A 14210-nucleotide genomic window follows, 5' to 3' on the forward strand; every position below is an offset into this window, starting at 1 on the left:
TGAGCAAACCTTTGCGGTTTTTAACTCGTTTATATGGTATAGTTAAAAAATGTTAAATTTTACTGTTAAAGTGTATAAAGTACGTTAATTAAAATATTTTTTCGTTAATTTTATCGCAACGATTTACCTATGCATTCAAAACGGGTTACTAATTGGTACGTGTCATTAATCCTACTCCTTTCGGTGATGGTAATGTCATGCCAAAAAGATACCGGGGAACAAGCTGTGGATCAAAAGAAAATAGCCCTGAATGCCGACAGTGCATTGAATGCAACACCGTCTGATAATTTCCTTGCAGTTGAAGGTACGCTCACCATTAAAATGCAGGATTCTACTTACATTTTTGATGCCTCTACAGATTCTGTTGCATTCGTAAATATGAGTGCGGGCAATAACCGTTATTTTGGCATTACCGCTATTAACAAAGCGCACACCATGAGTTTCGGCGTAAGCTCGAAAGGGGCAGCTGCTGATAGCCTTACCAAGCCGGTTGCAGGTGGCCAATTGTTAATAATGGCCGATGTGATGCATACCCAGCAATACACCCTTACACAATACGCTGAACCCGGTGATTCCGGAAAGATAAACCTTTTGCAATACCGCCAAAAAGACGTACTTGCCAAAGGGAACTTCTTTACCTTTCTTTCTAAAGACGATGACCCTAATTCGTCACTTTACAGGGTAGAGGGAACCTTTGAACTGAAGCTGAAAAAACAGTAAATCCAACATGCGGGTGGTATTGACACCTCATTGTAAAAAACAGCTTACATAGCCCCTTATTTGGCCCGCGGGCTATAAAAAACAACCTGTTTTCCGTATCTTTACACAAAAACAAAAGGAGATTAATGAAAGTATTTATTGGAGGCCTTCCATTAGAAGTAAGTGAGGCCGAATTAAATGCGGTTTTTGGAGATTTTGGGCCGGTTAAGTCCCTCAGGATCGTTAAAGATCGTGAAACAAAAGAAAGCAGGGGCTTTGGTTTTGTAGAGATGGTTAATGAAGCGGAAGCTAAAGAAGCCATTAGATGCATGAACGGCCAAAGCTATTATGGCAAACGCATAACAGTTAACATAGCCGAGGATAAAGGTCCTGGGTTTAACAGTGGTGGCGGCAGAGGCGGTTTTAGCCGTAATTAAGCCCCCGATATTTTTCTTTAAATGAGATCAGCCGGCATTGCCCGGCTTTTTTTATGCCTTTTAATTTGCAATTTTTTTTATTTTTAAGCAAAACGGAGAAGTTAAATATTGCCCGGTGAAAAATTATTTGTAACCTTGTATAACTTTAACTGTTAACAACTTGCGCCTTTTTGGAAATATAAACAGGCTATGGATAAGGCTTACGGGCACGACTGCAGAGTTTCCTTTAGAAGTTAGAATATTTCATTCGCTTTGCATTATTGCTATACTGGCACTTGCCTATAATGTTCCATTCAATTATTTAATTGGGTTGCCATATGTGGCTTTAATAAGCCTTGTAGCACTTATTATCTTTTCAGGGCTTTATTACCGGTCGCGTTACAAAAGAAAAGTAAAAACCACTATTACTGTATTTACCATTGTAGGTAATCTGCTGTTTACAATAAACTTTATTTATAATTCGGGCACTTATGGCCCAACCGACCTGTTAATGGGGTTGTGCATTTTATTGGTGCTTTGTGTGGTGCCTAGAAATCAACAAAAATTTTGGATTGCGGTGAATATATCCATAACCGTTACAATGCATATTATAGAGTATTATTACCCACAATGGATACCCAATAGTTACACCAGTAAAGAAAATCGCTATTTTGATTTAACATCAGCCTATATAGTTGTTGTTATTGTTGTGTATTATACGGTCACTTATTTAAGGCGTAATTATGATTTTGAAAAACGTTCGGCATTAGAAAAAACCAGCGCTATCGCCATACAGAATCAGCATATTACTCAACAAAACCAAGAGTTAGAGCGCATTAATTCTGAAAAGAACAAGCTAATGTCTATTATAGCACATGACCTGCGTTCGCCGTTAAGTAATATTCAAAACTATTTGGAACTGATCACAGAATATGAACTGGATACTACAGAACGCCGCATGGTTGAAGGTGATCTGCTTAAAGTTACCCGCCGTACTATTGATATGCTTGGGAAATTGTTAATATGGTCAAAAGCACAAATGGATGGCGTTAATGTTAAGCTTGGTTATGTTAATCTGCGCGATTCCTTGTTTAATACCATTGAGCTGGAAAAAGCTATAGCCCTAAAAAAAGAAATTATCCTTACCGAAGACATAGATTGGGATATACGTATCGTTGCTGATAGCGACATGCTACAGCTGGTGATACGTAATCTTATTAGTAATGCTATTAAATTTACCCAGGCCGGCGGCCAAATAAGCTTTAAAGCCAAACGTATTGGCGGCGAATGCTGGCTTATTATCCGTGACAATGGTATTGGGATGTCTATGGAAAAACAAGCCGAGCTATTCTCCTTGCAGGCACAATCAACCTTTGGCACCGACAATGAAAAAGGCGTGGGCCTTGGCTTATTGCTTTGTAAAGAGTTTACTGAACTGCAAGGTGGCCATATATGGGTTGAAAGCAGCATTGGGGAGGGTACCTCCTTTTTCGTATCCATGCCGGCAGATAATTAATTCAAAAGGAAAAATCAAAACAGACTTGTGAGGTGTTATTATGTATAATGACATAAAATACACGTGTTTTACTTTTGAATTTTTAATTTTGTCTTTATATGAAGCCGGGCGATAAAGTAATTTGTATTAACGATAAAATTGATCCTGATAAGAGCGGAGAAATAAGGCGTGATTTTGAGATTTGGATAACCAAAGACAAAGAATACACCATTCGCGAAATATTAGACAATAACGGCATTGTAACTGGTGTATTGCTTGATGAAGTACATAACTTCCCAAAATTCTTCAAACTTATTAATCGTTATCAGGAGCCTGCTTTTGCCATATGGCGTTTCCGTAAACTTAACTATGCTGCTACCCCTGCCGAAGCTTTAAGCGAGGTAGAAGAGCTTGTTGAGGTAGATAAAGAACAATTGGTAAAAGTGAAATAATAATATTTATCTAAATACCTATACAGGAATAGTTGTTGCGAATATGTAATATATGCTTATTGGCATAGTTATCACCAGCCTTTATCCACGGAGGCCTCTGTTTCTACTAATTGAGTTAATATCGTTCTTAGCATTGCTTCACGCGCCCATTGTTGTTCTACTAAGGTTGCATCTTGCTTATACCATGTTATAGCCTCATTGATCTGCACACGGGTTTTGTATACAAATTGTTTATTGGGGTGTAGTCTTTGGCCTTCGTAGCTGTTCAGGTTCTCAGCCTTAATAACTTTGGCAAACTGCTTAGAAGAAATATCCAACTGCAGGCATTCTTCTAAGGTATTTTTAAAATCGTGTTTATCTTCTAACCATAGGGTTAACGTATCATCGTTCAGGTCGTTGTCGGCAATGCTTATACGGCTGTAGTCATAATCTACAGTAATAATTAGCCACCATAGTTGATCTTTTAGTTTTTGTGCAATTTTTATCATGGTTGTTCAATTAGTGATTTATTGATTTAGTGAATTAGTGATTGAAAAGAACATTTTCCGCTTATGCTTTAAGCTCAAAAGGGGGCGCCCACCCGGGCATGTATTTTTGAATAGCAGCTATCTCTTCCCTGTATTTATTGCATGTGGCCTGGTATGCCTCATAGCGTTCTGTTAGTTCTTGGTTTATTGGCTGGGCTTTGCCATTTTTTAGTTGCGTGCGTAAGGCGGAATATACTATGTGCATTATTTAGGGTTGTTAAGGTTATTATATGGTTAGTTAAAAAATAATGAATATCACGGCTAACCAAATCCTGTGCGGCATAAAGTATATTCTTTAATTTCTGTAAGCATAATATTTGGATTGTTGATTATTAGTTTTAAATTAGCATTTATTGAACGTTCAAATATAAAGAAACATCTTTAATATAATAAAGAATTATCTGTAATTATTTTTATTGCCATGGAAGAATTATCAAAACCGAATAAAATAAAAACAGTACGGCCTGAAACACTGGAGTTTATAATACTTTATAACCAGCTTAGGGGTAGGGCATTTAATAACAACTCCGAGCTTGCGGAAGCGTTAAATTTTAATTCGGCCAGTTCTATTACCGAAATAATTAAAAGCAGGCAAAATATCGACCCTGAAAAGCTTAAGATTTTTAAAGAAAAATATAGCGAATACTTAGGCGGGAAGAAAAATGCAGATAAACCTGTAGTTGTAAGAAGCGAAGAAGGAATACCCATGTATGAAATAACGGCCACAGCATCAGGTGTTGAGGTTTATAATGATATAAATGATGCCCGCCCGGTTGGCCGCATGAACTTCCCAGGGATTGAAGAGTGCGACTTTGCATTGCCGGTTTGGGGACACTCAATGTATCCGTACCTGGAGAACGGTTGCTGGGTTGCACTGAAAATTATCAGCGATAAGAAGATCTTACCCGGCGAAGTATATTATATTGAATGGGGCGATTACCGTATGTATAAGCGCCTGCTTGCCAGCGATAACCCCGAAGAAGTAATAGCCCACTCGGATAATGTAACAGAGATGGTTGGCAACCGTCTAAAATATGCCCCTTTCCCAATCCGCATAGATGAAATTAAAAAACTGTGTTTGGTAAAGGATATTCATAAAAAGCACAATCACTAATGCAGATATGCAAATTTGAGGATATGCAGATGTGCAGATACCAAAGCTTTTGACTTTTTAATTTTGATTTTTGACTTTACAGAATGAACATACGCCTTGCCACTTTAAAAGATATCCCACAAATAATGGACTTGATAGCTGATGTTGTCCCTCTAATGATAGCATCCGGCAACCTGCAATGGGATGATAAATACCCCAACCCGCAGGTTTTTGAGAACGATATTGCACTGAATCAACTTTGGGTAGCTGAGATAGATGGCGCTATTGCCGGCATTACCGCTATTACTACCGAGCAGTATCCCGAATATGCACAGGTAGGCCTTGACGTAAATGAAGAAGCTATTGTAACGCACAGGCTGGCTGTTAGTCCACATTTTAGGGGCAAGGGCATCGCGGCAGCTTTACTCATGCAGGCCGAATACGAAGCCATAGAACGAGGCATTGAGACCCTACGGGTAGATACCAATACAAAAAATGAGGCAACTCAAAAGTTGTTCCCTAAGTTAGGCTATAGATTTTTAGGTGAGATGGGTTTGGAGTTTCGCCCGGGCTTGCGTTTTTACTGTTACGAAAAGCGATTGAACTAACCCTATTCGAAAAACAAGCTAAACGTAAAGGTATTTAAGGATAGCCTGCTAATAGGTACTGCATAAGGCGTATTATCCGCTACAAGGATATTCCCAAAACTGTTAGTCAGCTTTATTTCGGGCGATAGTTTAAAATATTCAAAGTAAATATCAAACCCAAAACCGGCTTCGTATGATGAATATCCCTTTACGTTTCTAAGCAGGCGCTCGGTAGGTGCGGTATTAGCTTCATCTTTTTTAGAACCAATAGTCCCCGAATATTTTAAACCACCAATTAAATAAGCCCTCATGTTTCCAATACGGTCTGATTTTAGTTTTAGCTGTAATGGGAAATCAACTGTTGTAGTTTGTACCGATTTGGTAACATCCTGCTCTGGTGTTTTATAAGAATAGGTTACGGCCCTGTCAGAAAATACAAGGGAAGGGGTGGTACGTACTTCCAGGTGATCGGTAAGGCGGTAACGTGTTAAAAAACCAACGGCAAAGCCCGGTAAAGGTTTAGAACTGATGCCTATCAATTCGTCTGTTGCAAAAGCATTTAGGTCAGCATCAAAAAATGGACTGCGCCAGTTAGGCTGCTTAATTATTTTAAAGCTGCTTTGTACATATGAAAAGGAGAAACCGAAACTAAGATCGTTATTATCTGCACCGCCACCCCATGCCTGCGCAAACAAAAAATTGCTGCAGCCCATCAATAACATTAGGATGAAATAGCGGGTTTTTATCATTTAATACCGGTATATATAGAACAGATACCAAACGCTAAAGGCCTGCTTTTGGTATTTTTAAAGCCTGCTTTTTGCATCAGATTAGTGAATGCTTCACCATCTGGGAAAGCCGCAACTGATTCAGGCAAATAGGTATAAGCCCTTGCATCTTTTGAAAAGAGTTTACCTATGCCCGGCGTTATATAATTAAAGTAAAACTTGTACAGTTGTTTAATTGGGAATGCCTTTGGTTTTGAAAACTCTAATACAACGGCTTTTCCACCAGGTTTTAATACGCGATGGATATCGGCAAGGCCTGTTTCCAAATGCTCAAAATTACGTACGCCGTAAGCAACGGTAACAGCGTCAAATTCATCGGCTTCGAAAGGTAGTTTTTCCGAATCGCCCAGCTTAACCTCAAATTTATCAGACAGGTTACGTTTAGCTATTTTTTGCTTTGCGATATCCAGCATCCCCTGCGAAATATCTACACCTATTATCTTTTTAGGCTTTAGAATAGATAAAGCTTCGAAAGCAAAATCACCGGTACCGGTAGCCACATCAAGTATTAGTTGTGGCTGATCTTTTTTAAGCTCATTGATCGCCTTTTTACGCCAGATGATATCAATCCCCAGCGACATGAAATGATTCAGAAAATCGTAGGTTTTTGAGATATTATTAAACATATCGGCCACCTGCTCTTTTTTGGTGCCCTGTTGGTTTTGGTATGGTGTTACAGTTTTGTTCATGTGTATGCGGGCAAAGATAAGTATTGGAGTTCATAGTTGATGGTTACCTCTTTGTCATTTCGAACAGGCAGCAGGAGTTCTCTCTGCTGGCGTGGAAAGAAATTACAAGTACTGACAATTAAACTTTTTAATATTATTTAAAAACTATACCTTCACTTCCCGGCATCTACGCCTTCGTAAACCCATTATATTCATAACAAATATTGTAACATAAACTTTAGAGCATAATTATGAAAGAAAATTCCGAAGCATCCCGCAGGGGGTTTATTAAAAAATTAGCTACCACCGCCGCTGCAGTAACCGCAGGCAGCAGTTTATTAGCCGCCGATAAGCACAGCTTTCATTATTTAAAACAAAAGTATAACCAATATGGCCCTAACGATCAGGTAAATATTGCCCTGATTGGTGCGGGTGGTATGGGTACGCAGGATGCCATTGTAGCCCTGCAGGTACCTGGTGTAAAACTGGTTGCTGTTTGCGATTTGTATGATGGGCGTTTAAATGAAGCTAAAACCCGTTGGGGAGCCGATATTTATACTACCAAAATTTATAAAGAGATACTTAACCGTAAAGATATTGATGCGGTAATTATAGCCACGCCCGATCATTGGCACCAGCAAATTTCTGTTGATGCCATGCATGCCGGTAAACATGTGTATTGCGAAAAACCAATGGTGCATTCTGTTGCCGAAGGACCGGCGGTAATAAAAGCACAAAAAGAAACCGGGAAAATTTTCCAGGTAGGCAGCCAGGGAGTATCGTCATTGGGAAATGAAAAAGCCCATGAATTATTAAAAAGTGGAGCAATAGGCGAATTAAACTATGCCGAAGGCTTTTGGGCACGCCGAGCTCCTGTTGAGGTTTGGCAATATCCAATCCCCGATGATGCATCGGCACAAACCGTTGACTGGGAAACTTATGTAAGCAATACACAAAAACGCCCGTTTGATTCTAAAAGGTTTTTCCGTTGGAGAAACTATACAGATTATGGTACAGGTATGGCCGGCGATTTGTTCGTTCACCTGTTTAGTAGTCTGCATTTTATAACCGGTTCTATGGGGCCAAATAAAATTTATGCATCGGGCGGTTTACGATACTGGAACGATGGCCGCGAAGTGCCTGATGTTTTGCTGGGGACATTCGATTACGGCAAAACAGTAGCACACCCGGCATTCAATCTATCCTTACGGTGTAATTTTGTGGATGGTACCAGCGGTACTACATACCTTAAGTTGGTTGGCAGCGAAGGCTCAATGGATGTTACCTGGGATAGCGTTACATTAAAAAGGAATAAGGTAATAGCATCTGATGATCCGTTCTATATTGAAAAGATGCGTAAAGCCGGGCAAACCGATTCGGGCAGGAAGCACATTTTGCCGCCAGAAGAGATCACCTTTAATGCGGAGAAAGGTTATCTGGGTGGCCCGTACGACCACATGAATAATTTTATAACCGCTATACGTACCAATGGTAAAGTTGCCGAAGACGCTATATTTGGCTATCGTGCGGCAGCACCGGCTTTGTTATGTAACGACAGCTATTATAAAAATAGCCCAATGTTTTGGGATCCTGAAAAAATGAAAATGGCTAAATAAGATTAACCTTATATATAGTATGAACAAACAATTTAAAGTATTAGGCCTTGCAGCAGCCATTTGCTTTTCGGGCTCGCAGAGCTTTGCACAGGCAAAAAAATCTGCATGGGTAAGTCTCTTTAATGGTAAAAACTTAAAAGGCTGGCATGGTTACAACAAAAAAGGCGAAGTTAAAAATTGGGAGATAGAGAACGGTGCGTTGGTTTGCCTTGGCGCTGTTAAAGGAACGGACACCGGCGGCGATATTGTAAGCGATAAACAGTACGACAATTTTGAACTTACCTGGGAATGGAAAATTGATAAAGGCAGTAACAGCGGTGTTTTATACCATGTTGTTGAGTCGCCTAAGTATGAAGCATCCTACCTAACCGGCCCCGAGTACCAGATAATAGATGATATTGGCTGGGTACCCGATAAACTGGAAGAGTGGCAAAAAACCGGTGCCGATTACGCGATGCACAATGCCAACGCACTAAAAAAAGTTATGCCCGTTGGCCAATGGAACACCAGCAGGATAGTTTTTAATAAAGGCCATGTAGAGCATTGGTTAAACGGTAAAAAAATAGTGGAGTTTACCGCCTGGGATGCTGACTGGAAAAAGAAGAAAGCAGAAGGAAAGTGGAAGGATCATCCTGAATACGGCATGGCTAAAATTGGCCATATTGCTTTGCAGGATCATGGACATAAAGCTTACTACAAAAATATTAGGATAAAGCAGCTGTAGATGATACTTTTATAAATAGCAACATTTGTCAGTCTGAGCTTGTCGAAGACTTGTACGCGCGGCTAATGGTTCGACAGGCTCACCATGACAGAAATATAAGAAAGGCCTCGATTTATCGGGGCCTTTCTTGTTTAATAAAACTTTGGCAGTGGGTTAAGCCTTGTGTCCTGGCGTTGGTGCCAGTATGGGTATATTGGGTCGCGGTCACTGGCGGCATCCAGTTTCTTTATTTGATCGATAGTCAAATTCCAGCCAACAGCATCAAGGTTTTGTTTTAGCTGTTCCTCGTTGCGGGCGCCAATGATTATGTTAGCCACGGTTGGGCGTTGCAAAAGCCAGTTAATAGATATTTGCGCAACAGATTTACCGGTTTCTTCAGCTACTTCATCCAGTGCATCTACAATGGTGTAAAGGCGTTCAAAATCAGTTTCTGGTCCGTGGCTGCCACCCTGGCTGCGGCGATTATCTTGCGGGATAGGTTGATCTCTGCGGAATTTACCACCTAATTGACCGGATGCTAATGGGCTCCAAACTATTGTGCTTACTTTTTGATCGATACCAAGCGGCATCAATTCCCATTCAAACTCACGGTCCAATAACGAATAATAGGCTTGGTGGGCAACATATTTGGCCCATCCATATCTTTCTGATATTGATAAAGATTTCATTAAATGCCAGCCCGAAAAATTGGAGGCAGCAATGTAGCGTACTTTTCCACTGGTAATCAGGTCGTCAAGCGCGCGCAGCGTTTCTTCAACAGGTGTGTTACCGTCAAAGCCATGCATATGATAAATATCAATATGGTCGGTTTTTAAACGACGTAGGCTATCCTCTGCCGATTTAACAAGGTGATATCTTGATGAACCATAATCGTTAGGCCCGTCGCCCATTTTAAAAGTGGCTTTGGTAGAGATAAGTACTTTGTTACGCAAGCCTTCCAATGCCTGGCCTAAAATTTCCTCCGAGATGCCGCCCGAGTACACATCGGCTGTATCAAACAGGTTAACGCCTGCATCAAGGCAAAGGTTAACTAACTTTTTAGCATCGTCTAATTGGGTAGAGCCCCAGGCTTTGAAAAATTCGCCGGCGCCGCCAAATGTGGCAGTACCAAAGCTAAGCACCGGTATGTTTAAACCCGATCCGCCTAATTGTCTGTATTCCATTATGTTTATTTTTGTGGTGTGATGTTTTGTTAATACTCAAATCTCGTGGATAGTTTTAAAGTTAGTATCATAACAATAACATAAATAGAATTTGTTTTGGATACTGTTAACCCCTCAAAAACTATCCTTACGGTAAAAAGACAAATAAAGTCAACATAAAAACATAATTTCGTTGCCGATAGTTACTCATATCTATGACAAAGATCGCATTAATAACAGGTGCCACCGCAGGGATAGGCGAGGCCTGCGCCCACACATTTGCACGCGAGGGATATAATCTTATACTTACCGGCCGCCGTATGGACCGCCTGGAAACTTTGGCGCAGCAACTTAATAAGCAATATAATATTGAAGTGGCCGTATCATCTTTTGATGTACGCAGCCGCGAACAGGTTATTCAAAGCCTGGAAGGCCTTCCCGCCCAATGGAAAAAGGTTGATGTGCTGATAAACAACGCAGGTCTTAGTCAGGGGCTTGATCCTATCCAAAAGGGCAGTTATGATGATTGGGATACCATGATAGATACCAATATTAAAGGCTTGCTGTATGTTAGCCGTGTGGTATCTAACTGGATGATAACCAATGGTTACGGCCATATTATTAACTTAGGTTCTATAGCCGGTAAAGAGGTTTATGCTAATGGAAATGTATATTGTGCCACAAAACATGCGGTTGACGCCTTGAATAAAGGCATGCGCATTGATTTGAATAGTCATGGTATAAAAGTTACCGCCGTACATCCCGGCGCTGTAGAAACCGAGTTTTCTGAAGTGCGCTTTAAAGGAGATAAAGAACGCGCTAAAAAGGTTTACGAAGGCTTTGAGCCATTAGCAGCACAGGATATTGCCGAAACCATATGGTTTGTGGCATCGCGCCCGGCGCATGTAAACATAAACGAGCTTACTGTTATGCCAACGGCACAAGCCACGGCAACAAATATTTTTAGGAAGAACACTTAATAAATAGAATCATTTCGAAGGATAGTAGGGGAATTATCGAACAAGATTTCTCCTCGTACCTCGTTCGAAATGACAAGGCTTTTTAAAATCACTAATTCACTAAATCAATAATTCACTAATTATAAACCATGTCATTATTAACACAAATAGACCAGGATATAAAACAAGCGATGCTGGCTAAGCAACCCGACCGCTTAAGAGGGCTCCGTGCCATTAAATCGGCCATATTATTGGCCAGGACAGAAAAGGGTGCTGCTGAAGAGCTAACTCAGGAAGCTGAGATAAAGGTGTTACAAAAGCTGATAAAACAACGTAAGGAATCTGCAGACATATATAAAGCACAAGGCCGCGAGGATCTGTACGATATAGAAATGGCAGAAATGTATGTAATAGAGCCTTACCTGCCACAGCAAATGACACGTTTCGAGATAGAGGGTTTTATACAAGAAGTTATTGAAAGGCTTGGCGTTACCTCGGTAAAAGATATGGGCAGGGTAATGGGAGTTGCTAACAAGGAGCTTGCCGGGCGTGCAGATGGAAAAACCGTATCTGAAGTAGTGAAACAACTATTAGGTTAGTTTCATCGTATAATTATTGAGATAAAACCTGCCAGAATATTTTTATAATTATAATTTTACAACAATTCCGACTAAATTGGAATTGGTCTGATATATTTACAACAATACTTACACCGGTCACACTATGAATTTTGTGCTTAAGGAAGAAAAGGGTTTTAGTTACATTGAAGAGGGCGAAGGTGAAACGTTGTTGTTGCTTCACGGGTTAATGGGTGCTTTAAGCAATTGGGATGAGGTTATTAAAGAGTTTAGTAAGAATTATAGGGTTATAATACCCCTTTTGCCAATTTACGAGCTGCCTTTATTAACTACAGGAGTCCGTAGCCTTTCAAAATTCGTACATAAGTTTATAAAGTATAAACAGCTTAGTAATGTTGTACTGTTAGGGAATTCGTTAGGTGGACATGTTGGGCTGATATATGTGCTGGCACATCCGGGTTATGTTAAAGCCCTGGTTTTGACTGGTAGTTCTGGTTTATATGAAAATGCTTTCGGTGGGTCGTTTCCACGCCGCGAGAGTATTGATTTTGTAAGAGAAAAGGTACAGTTTACCTTTTATGACCCAAAAACAGCAACTGAAGAACTTGTGCAAGAGGTTTATCAAATGATTAATGATAGACATAAAGTAATAAGGATACTGGCCATGGCAAAATCGGCCATAAGGCATAATATGAAAACCGAGCTGCGTAAAATAACTATGCCGGTATCATTAATATGGGGTAGGGACGATAAAATTACGCCGCCGGAAGTTGCTGTTGAGTTTAACGAGCTGCTGCCGAATGCCGAACTGCACTGGATTGATAAATGCGGGCACGCGCCAATGATGGAGCAACCCGAAGAATTTAATAAGTACTTGCAATTATTTTTAGATAAAATTAAAAAATAAACAAATGCTTGCAATTGAGCTAATATCTAACGCGATACCACCGGCACATACCTCTGATAGTATTCAGAAGGTGTTTGATCGCATGGCAGAGTTTAGGGTTGGGCACCTGCCAATTGTAAACGAAGATCAGTTTTTAGGCCTGCTTAGCGAGGATGATCTGATAGAAGAAACAGATTATAATGCGCCCATAGGTTCGCTGGCATTATCGCTGGTTAACCCCTATGTGTTGGAAGAGCAACACATTTATGATGTTATCCGCCTGTTTTACGAGCGCCAGCTAACAGTAGTGCCGGTACTCAATACAAAAAAGGACTATCTGGGTTTGATATCTATCAACACCATGAACGAGTACTTTGCCAAGCTAACTTCTGTATCAGAGCCGGGCGGTATAATTGTATTAGAGGTAGATAATAAGAACAACTCATTGGCACACATGTCGCAAGTGGTGGAGTCTGATAATGCACAGATACTAAGTTCTTACACTCGTACTTTCCCGGATAGTACCCGGATGGAGGTAACCCTGAAAGTGAACAAACAGGATATATCAAACATTCTGGCCACTTTTTTACGTTACAACTACGATGTTAAAGCCACGTTTAACTTCACCGACCATAATGATAATTCTATGGACAGGTTTGATTCGTTCATGAATTACCTGAATTTGTAACCGCACCTTATGAAAATAGCAGTTTACGGCAGGCAGTTTAACGATCCATCCGTTTTTCCTTATATCCGCCAGGTATTTGACAGTCTTGTACTGCACAAGGTTGAAATATGTGTGCACCCACAATTAAAGGAGTATCTGGAGGGAAACATAGATACATCTGCGTTTTCGGTATTAAACTGCAGCCACCCCGAAAAAAACCATGTTGATGTTTTTTTAACCCTTGGAGGCGATGGCACCTTGCTGGATCTGGTAACTGTTATCCGGGATTCGGGCATCCCGGTTATCGGTATAAATTTTGGCAGGCTTGGTTTTTTGGCCAGCATCAACAAAAGCGATATAGCGGCCGCTATACATGCGGTAGTAAACAAGGAGTTTACGCTTGACAGTCGCGAATTGCTGGTGATAGATTCCGATCAAAAAGTATTTGGTGATAATAACTTCGCGCTTAATGATGTAACTATCCATAAGCGTGACGATTCGGCCATGATAACCACCCATGTTTCGTTAAATGGTGAGTTTTTAAACTCCTACTGGGGCGATGGCATTATAATATCTACGCCAACAGGGTCTACAGCGTATTCGTTAAGCTGTAATGGGCCAATTATGTTCCCCCAATCAAACAGTATAGCATTAACCCCCGTTGCACCTCATAATTTAAATGTGCGGCCCGTGGTGCTACCGGATACCAGTATCTTATTGGTGGATATTGATTACAGAGGGAACAACTATATTGTATCGTGTGATAGCCGTACGGTTATAATGGATAAACCTATCCAGTTTAAGGTTTACAAAGCCGACTTTAAGCTTAATTTGATTCGCTTAAATAATGAAAGTTACTTATCTACGTTAAGGAAAAAGCTATTATGGGGTTTAGACGCCCGTAATTATTAAA

The 14210-nt window shown here is 40.4% G+C and carries 18 protein-coding genes; 13 read left to right on the top strand and 5 right to left on the bottom strand.

The window, feature by feature from the left end; all coding sequences use genetic code 11:
* Positions 1-159 precede the first annotated feature (159 nt).
* From NPE20_RS12455 to NPE20_RS12470, 4 genes are all read left to right on the top strand, one after another.
* Positions 160-720 (top strand): hypothetical protein, encoded by a 561-nt coding sequence (locus NPE20_RS12455; protein ID WP_256538985.1) that lies wholly within the window; start codon positions 160-162, stop codon positions 718-720.
* Between the two features lie 125 nt (positions 721-845).
* Complete coding sequence (locus NPE20_RS12460; protein ID WP_191173912.1) at positions 846-1136, top strand: RNA recognition motif domain-containing protein; 291 nt, start codon at positions 846-848, stop codon at positions 1134-1136.
* Positions 1137-1296: 160 nt separating this feature from the next.
* Positions 1297-2631, top strand: coding sequence for a sensor histidine kinase (locus NPE20_RS12465; protein WP_256538986.1), 1335 nt, complete (start codon positions 1297-1299; stop codon positions 2629-2631).
* A 98-nt stretch (positions 2632-2729) separates the two neighbouring features.
* A complete protein-coding gene (locus tag NPE20_RS12470) occupies positions 2730-3062 on the top strand; it encodes a hypothetical protein (RefSeq protein WP_256538987.1) in 333 nt (110 codons plus the stop codon).
* Positions 3063-3133: 71 nt separating this feature from the next.
* Here the strand turns inward: NPE20_RS12470 and NPE20_RS12475 are convergent, their stop codons facing one another.
* Positions 3134-3550, bottom strand: a complete 417-nt coding sequence (locus NPE20_RS12475; protein ID WP_256538988.1) for a hypothetical protein — start codon at positions 3548-3550, stop codon at positions 3134-3136.
* Positions 3551-3611: 61 nt separating this feature from the next.
* Positions 3612-3794 carry a hypothetical protein gene (locus NPE20_RS12480; RefSeq protein ID WP_256538989.1) on the bottom strand — a complete coding sequence of 61 codons (183 nt, stop codon included), beginning with the start codon at positions 3792-3794 and terminating at the stop codon, positions 3612-3614.
* A 216-nt stretch (positions 3795-4010) separates the two neighbouring features.
* Between NPE20_RS12480 and NPE20_RS12485 the strand changes: the two genes are divergently transcribed.
* Together NPE20_RS12485 and NPE20_RS12490 are read left to right on the top strand one after the other, a co-directional pair.
* Positions 4011-4703 carry a S24 family peptidase gene (locus NPE20_RS12485; protein WP_256538990.1) on the top strand — a complete coding sequence of 231 codons (693 nt, stop codon included), beginning with the start codon at positions 4011-4013 and terminating at the stop codon, positions 4701-4703.
* Positions 4704-4786: 83 nt separating this feature from the next.
* Positions 4787-5290, top strand: coding sequence for a GNAT family N-acetyltransferase (locus NPE20_RS12490; protein WP_256538991.1), 504 nt, complete (start codon positions 4787-4789; stop codon positions 5288-5290).
* A 2-nt stretch (positions 5291-5292) separates the two neighbouring features.
* Here NPE20_RS12490 and porT read toward each other — a convergent pair whose 3' ends face one another.
* Together porT and ubiE are read right to left on the bottom strand one after the other, a co-directional pair.
* Positions 5293-6018, bottom strand: a complete 726-nt coding sequence (porT, locus tag NPE20_RS12495) for a type IX secretion/gliding motility protein PorT/SprT (protein WP_256538993.1) — start codon at positions 6016-6018, stop codon at positions 5293-5295.
* Entirely contained in the window at positions 6015-6746 is a 732-nt protein-coding gene (gene ubiE, locus NPE20_RS12500; RefSeq protein WP_256538994.1) for a bifunctional demethylmenaquinone methyltransferase/2-methoxy-6-polyprenyl-1,4-benzoquinol methylase UbiE, read from the bottom strand. The genes porT and ubiE overlap by 4 nt, the downstream gene beginning before the upstream one ends.
* Before the next feature lie 230 nt (positions 6747-6976).
* On the opposite strand from ubiE, the gene NPE20_RS12505 reads away from it, so the two are divergent.
* Positions 6977-8341 carry a Gfo/Idh/MocA family protein gene (locus NPE20_RS12505; protein ID WP_256538995.1) on the top strand — a complete coding sequence of 455 codons (1365 nt, stop codon included), beginning with the start codon at positions 6977-6979 and terminating at the stop codon, positions 8339-8341.
* A gap of 19 nt (positions 8342-8360) precedes the next feature.
* The gene (locus tag NPE20_RS12510) at positions 8361-9065 is read left to right on the top strand and encodes a 3-keto-disaccharide hydrolase (protein ID WP_256538996.1); all 705 of its coding nucleotides are present in this window, start codon (positions 8361-8363) and stop codon (positions 9063-9065) included.
* A gap of 131 nt (positions 9066-9196) precedes the next feature.
* Here the strand turns inward: NPE20_RS12510 and NPE20_RS12515 are convergent, their stop codons facing one another.
* Positions 9197-10228 (bottom strand): aldo/keto reductase, encoded by a 1032-nt coding sequence (locus NPE20_RS12515; RefSeq protein WP_256538997.1) that lies wholly within the window; start codon positions 10226-10228, stop codon positions 9197-9199.
* 194 nt (positions 10229-10422) lie between these two features.
* Between NPE20_RS12515 and NPE20_RS12520 the strand changes: the two genes are divergently transcribed.
* The 5 genes from NPE20_RS12520 (at position 10423) to NPE20_RS12540 (ending at position 14209) form a co-directional block, all read left to right on the top strand.
* Positions 10423-11187 (top strand): SDR family oxidoreductase, encoded by a 765-nt coding sequence (locus tag NPE20_RS12520; protein ID WP_256538998.1) that lies wholly within the window; start codon positions 10423-10425, stop codon positions 11185-11187.
* Positions 11188-11315: 128 nt separating this feature from the next.
* The gene (locus NPE20_RS12525; RefSeq protein ID WP_256538999.1) at positions 11316-11765 is read left to right on the top strand and encodes a GatB/YqeY domain-containing protein; all 450 of its coding nucleotides are present in this window, start codon (positions 11316-11318) and stop codon (positions 11763-11765) included.
* A 124-nt stretch (positions 11766-11889) separates the two neighbouring features.
* The gene (locus NPE20_RS12530; RefSeq protein ID WP_256539000.1) at positions 11890-12651 is read left to right on the top strand and encodes an alpha/beta fold hydrolase; all 762 of its coding nucleotides are present in this window, start codon (positions 11890-11892) and stop codon (positions 12649-12651) included.
* Positions 12652-12655: 4 nt separating this feature from the next.
* Positions 12656-13318 (top strand): CBS domain-containing protein, encoded by a 663-nt coding sequence (locus NPE20_RS12535; RefSeq protein ID WP_256539001.1) that lies wholly within the window; start codon positions 12656-12658, stop codon positions 13316-13318.
* Positions 13319-13327: 9 nt separating this feature from the next.
* Positions 13328-14209: an NAD kinase gene (locus NPE20_RS12540; protein ID WP_256539002.1), complete on the top strand. Its 882-nt coding sequence runs from the start codon at positions 13328-13330 to the stop codon at positions 14207-14209.
* Position 14210 lies beyond the last annotated feature (1 nt).

The sequence above is a fragment of the Mucilaginibacter aquariorum genome (assembly GCF_024498135.1).
In the GTDB taxonomy this organism is placed as follows: Bacteria; Bacteroidota; Bacteroidia; order Sphingobacteriales; family Sphingobacteriaceae; genus Mucilaginibacter; species Mucilaginibacter aquariorum.

Excerpts from the sequence above, each read along its gene's own strand:
- NPE20_RS12460 (WP_191173912.1), top strand. The coding sequence starts at position 846 with ATGAAAGTATTTATTGGAGGCCTTCCATTAGAAGTAAGTGAGGCCGAA.
- NPE20_RS12470 (WP_256538987.1), top strand. The coding sequence starts at position 2,730 with ATGAAGCCGGGCGATAAAGTAATTTGTATTAACGATAAAATTGATCCT.
- NPE20_RS12475 (WP_256538988.1), bottom strand. The coding sequence starts at position 3,550 with ATGATAAAAATTGCACAAAAACTAAAAGATCAACTATGGTGGCTAATT.
- NPE20_RS12480 (WP_256538989.1), bottom strand. The coding sequence starts at position 3,794 with ATGCACATAGTATATTCCGCCTTACGCACGCAACTAAAAAATGGCAAA.
- NPE20_RS12485 (WP_256538990.1), top strand. The coding sequence starts at position 4,011 with ATGGAAGAATTATCAAAACCGAATAAAATAAAAACAGTACGGCCTGAA.
- NPE20_RS12490 (WP_256538991.1), top strand. The coding sequence starts at position 4,787 with ATGAACATACGCCTTGCCACTTTAAAAGATATCCCACAAATAATGGAC.
- porT (WP_256538993.1), bottom strand. The coding sequence starts at position 6,018 with ATGATAAAAACCCGCTATTTCATCCTAATGTTATTGATGGGCTGCAGC.
- ubiE (WP_256538994.1), bottom strand. The coding sequence starts at position 6,746 with ATGAACAAAACTGTAACACCATACCAAAACCAACAGGGCACCAAAAAA.
- NPE20_RS12505 (WP_256538995.1), top strand. The coding sequence starts at position 6,977 with ATGAAAGAAAATTCCGAAGCATCCCGCAGGGGGTTTATTAAAAAATTA.
- NPE20_RS12510 (WP_256538996.1), top strand. The coding sequence starts at position 8,361 with ATGAACAAACAATTTAAAGTATTAGGCCTTGCAGCAGCCATTTGCTTT.
- NPE20_RS12515 (WP_256538997.1), bottom strand. The coding sequence starts at position 10,228 with ATGGAATACAGACAATTAGGCGGATCGGGTTTAAACATACCGGTGCTT.
- NPE20_RS12520 (WP_256538998.1), top strand. The coding sequence starts at position 10,423 with ATGACAAAGATCGCATTAATAACAGGTGCCACCGCAGGGATAGGCGAG.
- NPE20_RS12525 (WP_256538999.1), top strand. The coding sequence starts at position 11,316 with ATGTCATTATTAACACAAATAGACCAGGATATAAAACAAGCGATGCTG.
- NPE20_RS12530 (WP_256539000.1), top strand. The coding sequence starts at position 11,890 with ATGAATTTTGTGCTTAAGGAAGAAAAGGGTTTTAGTTACATTGAAGAG.
- NPE20_RS12535 (WP_256539001.1), top strand. The coding sequence starts at position 12,656 with ATGCTTGCAATTGAGCTAATATCTAACGCGATACCACCGGCACATACC.
- NPE20_RS12540 (WP_256539002.1), top strand. The coding sequence starts at position 13,328 with ATGAAAATAGCAGTTTACGGCAGGCAGTTTAACGATCCATCCGTTTTT.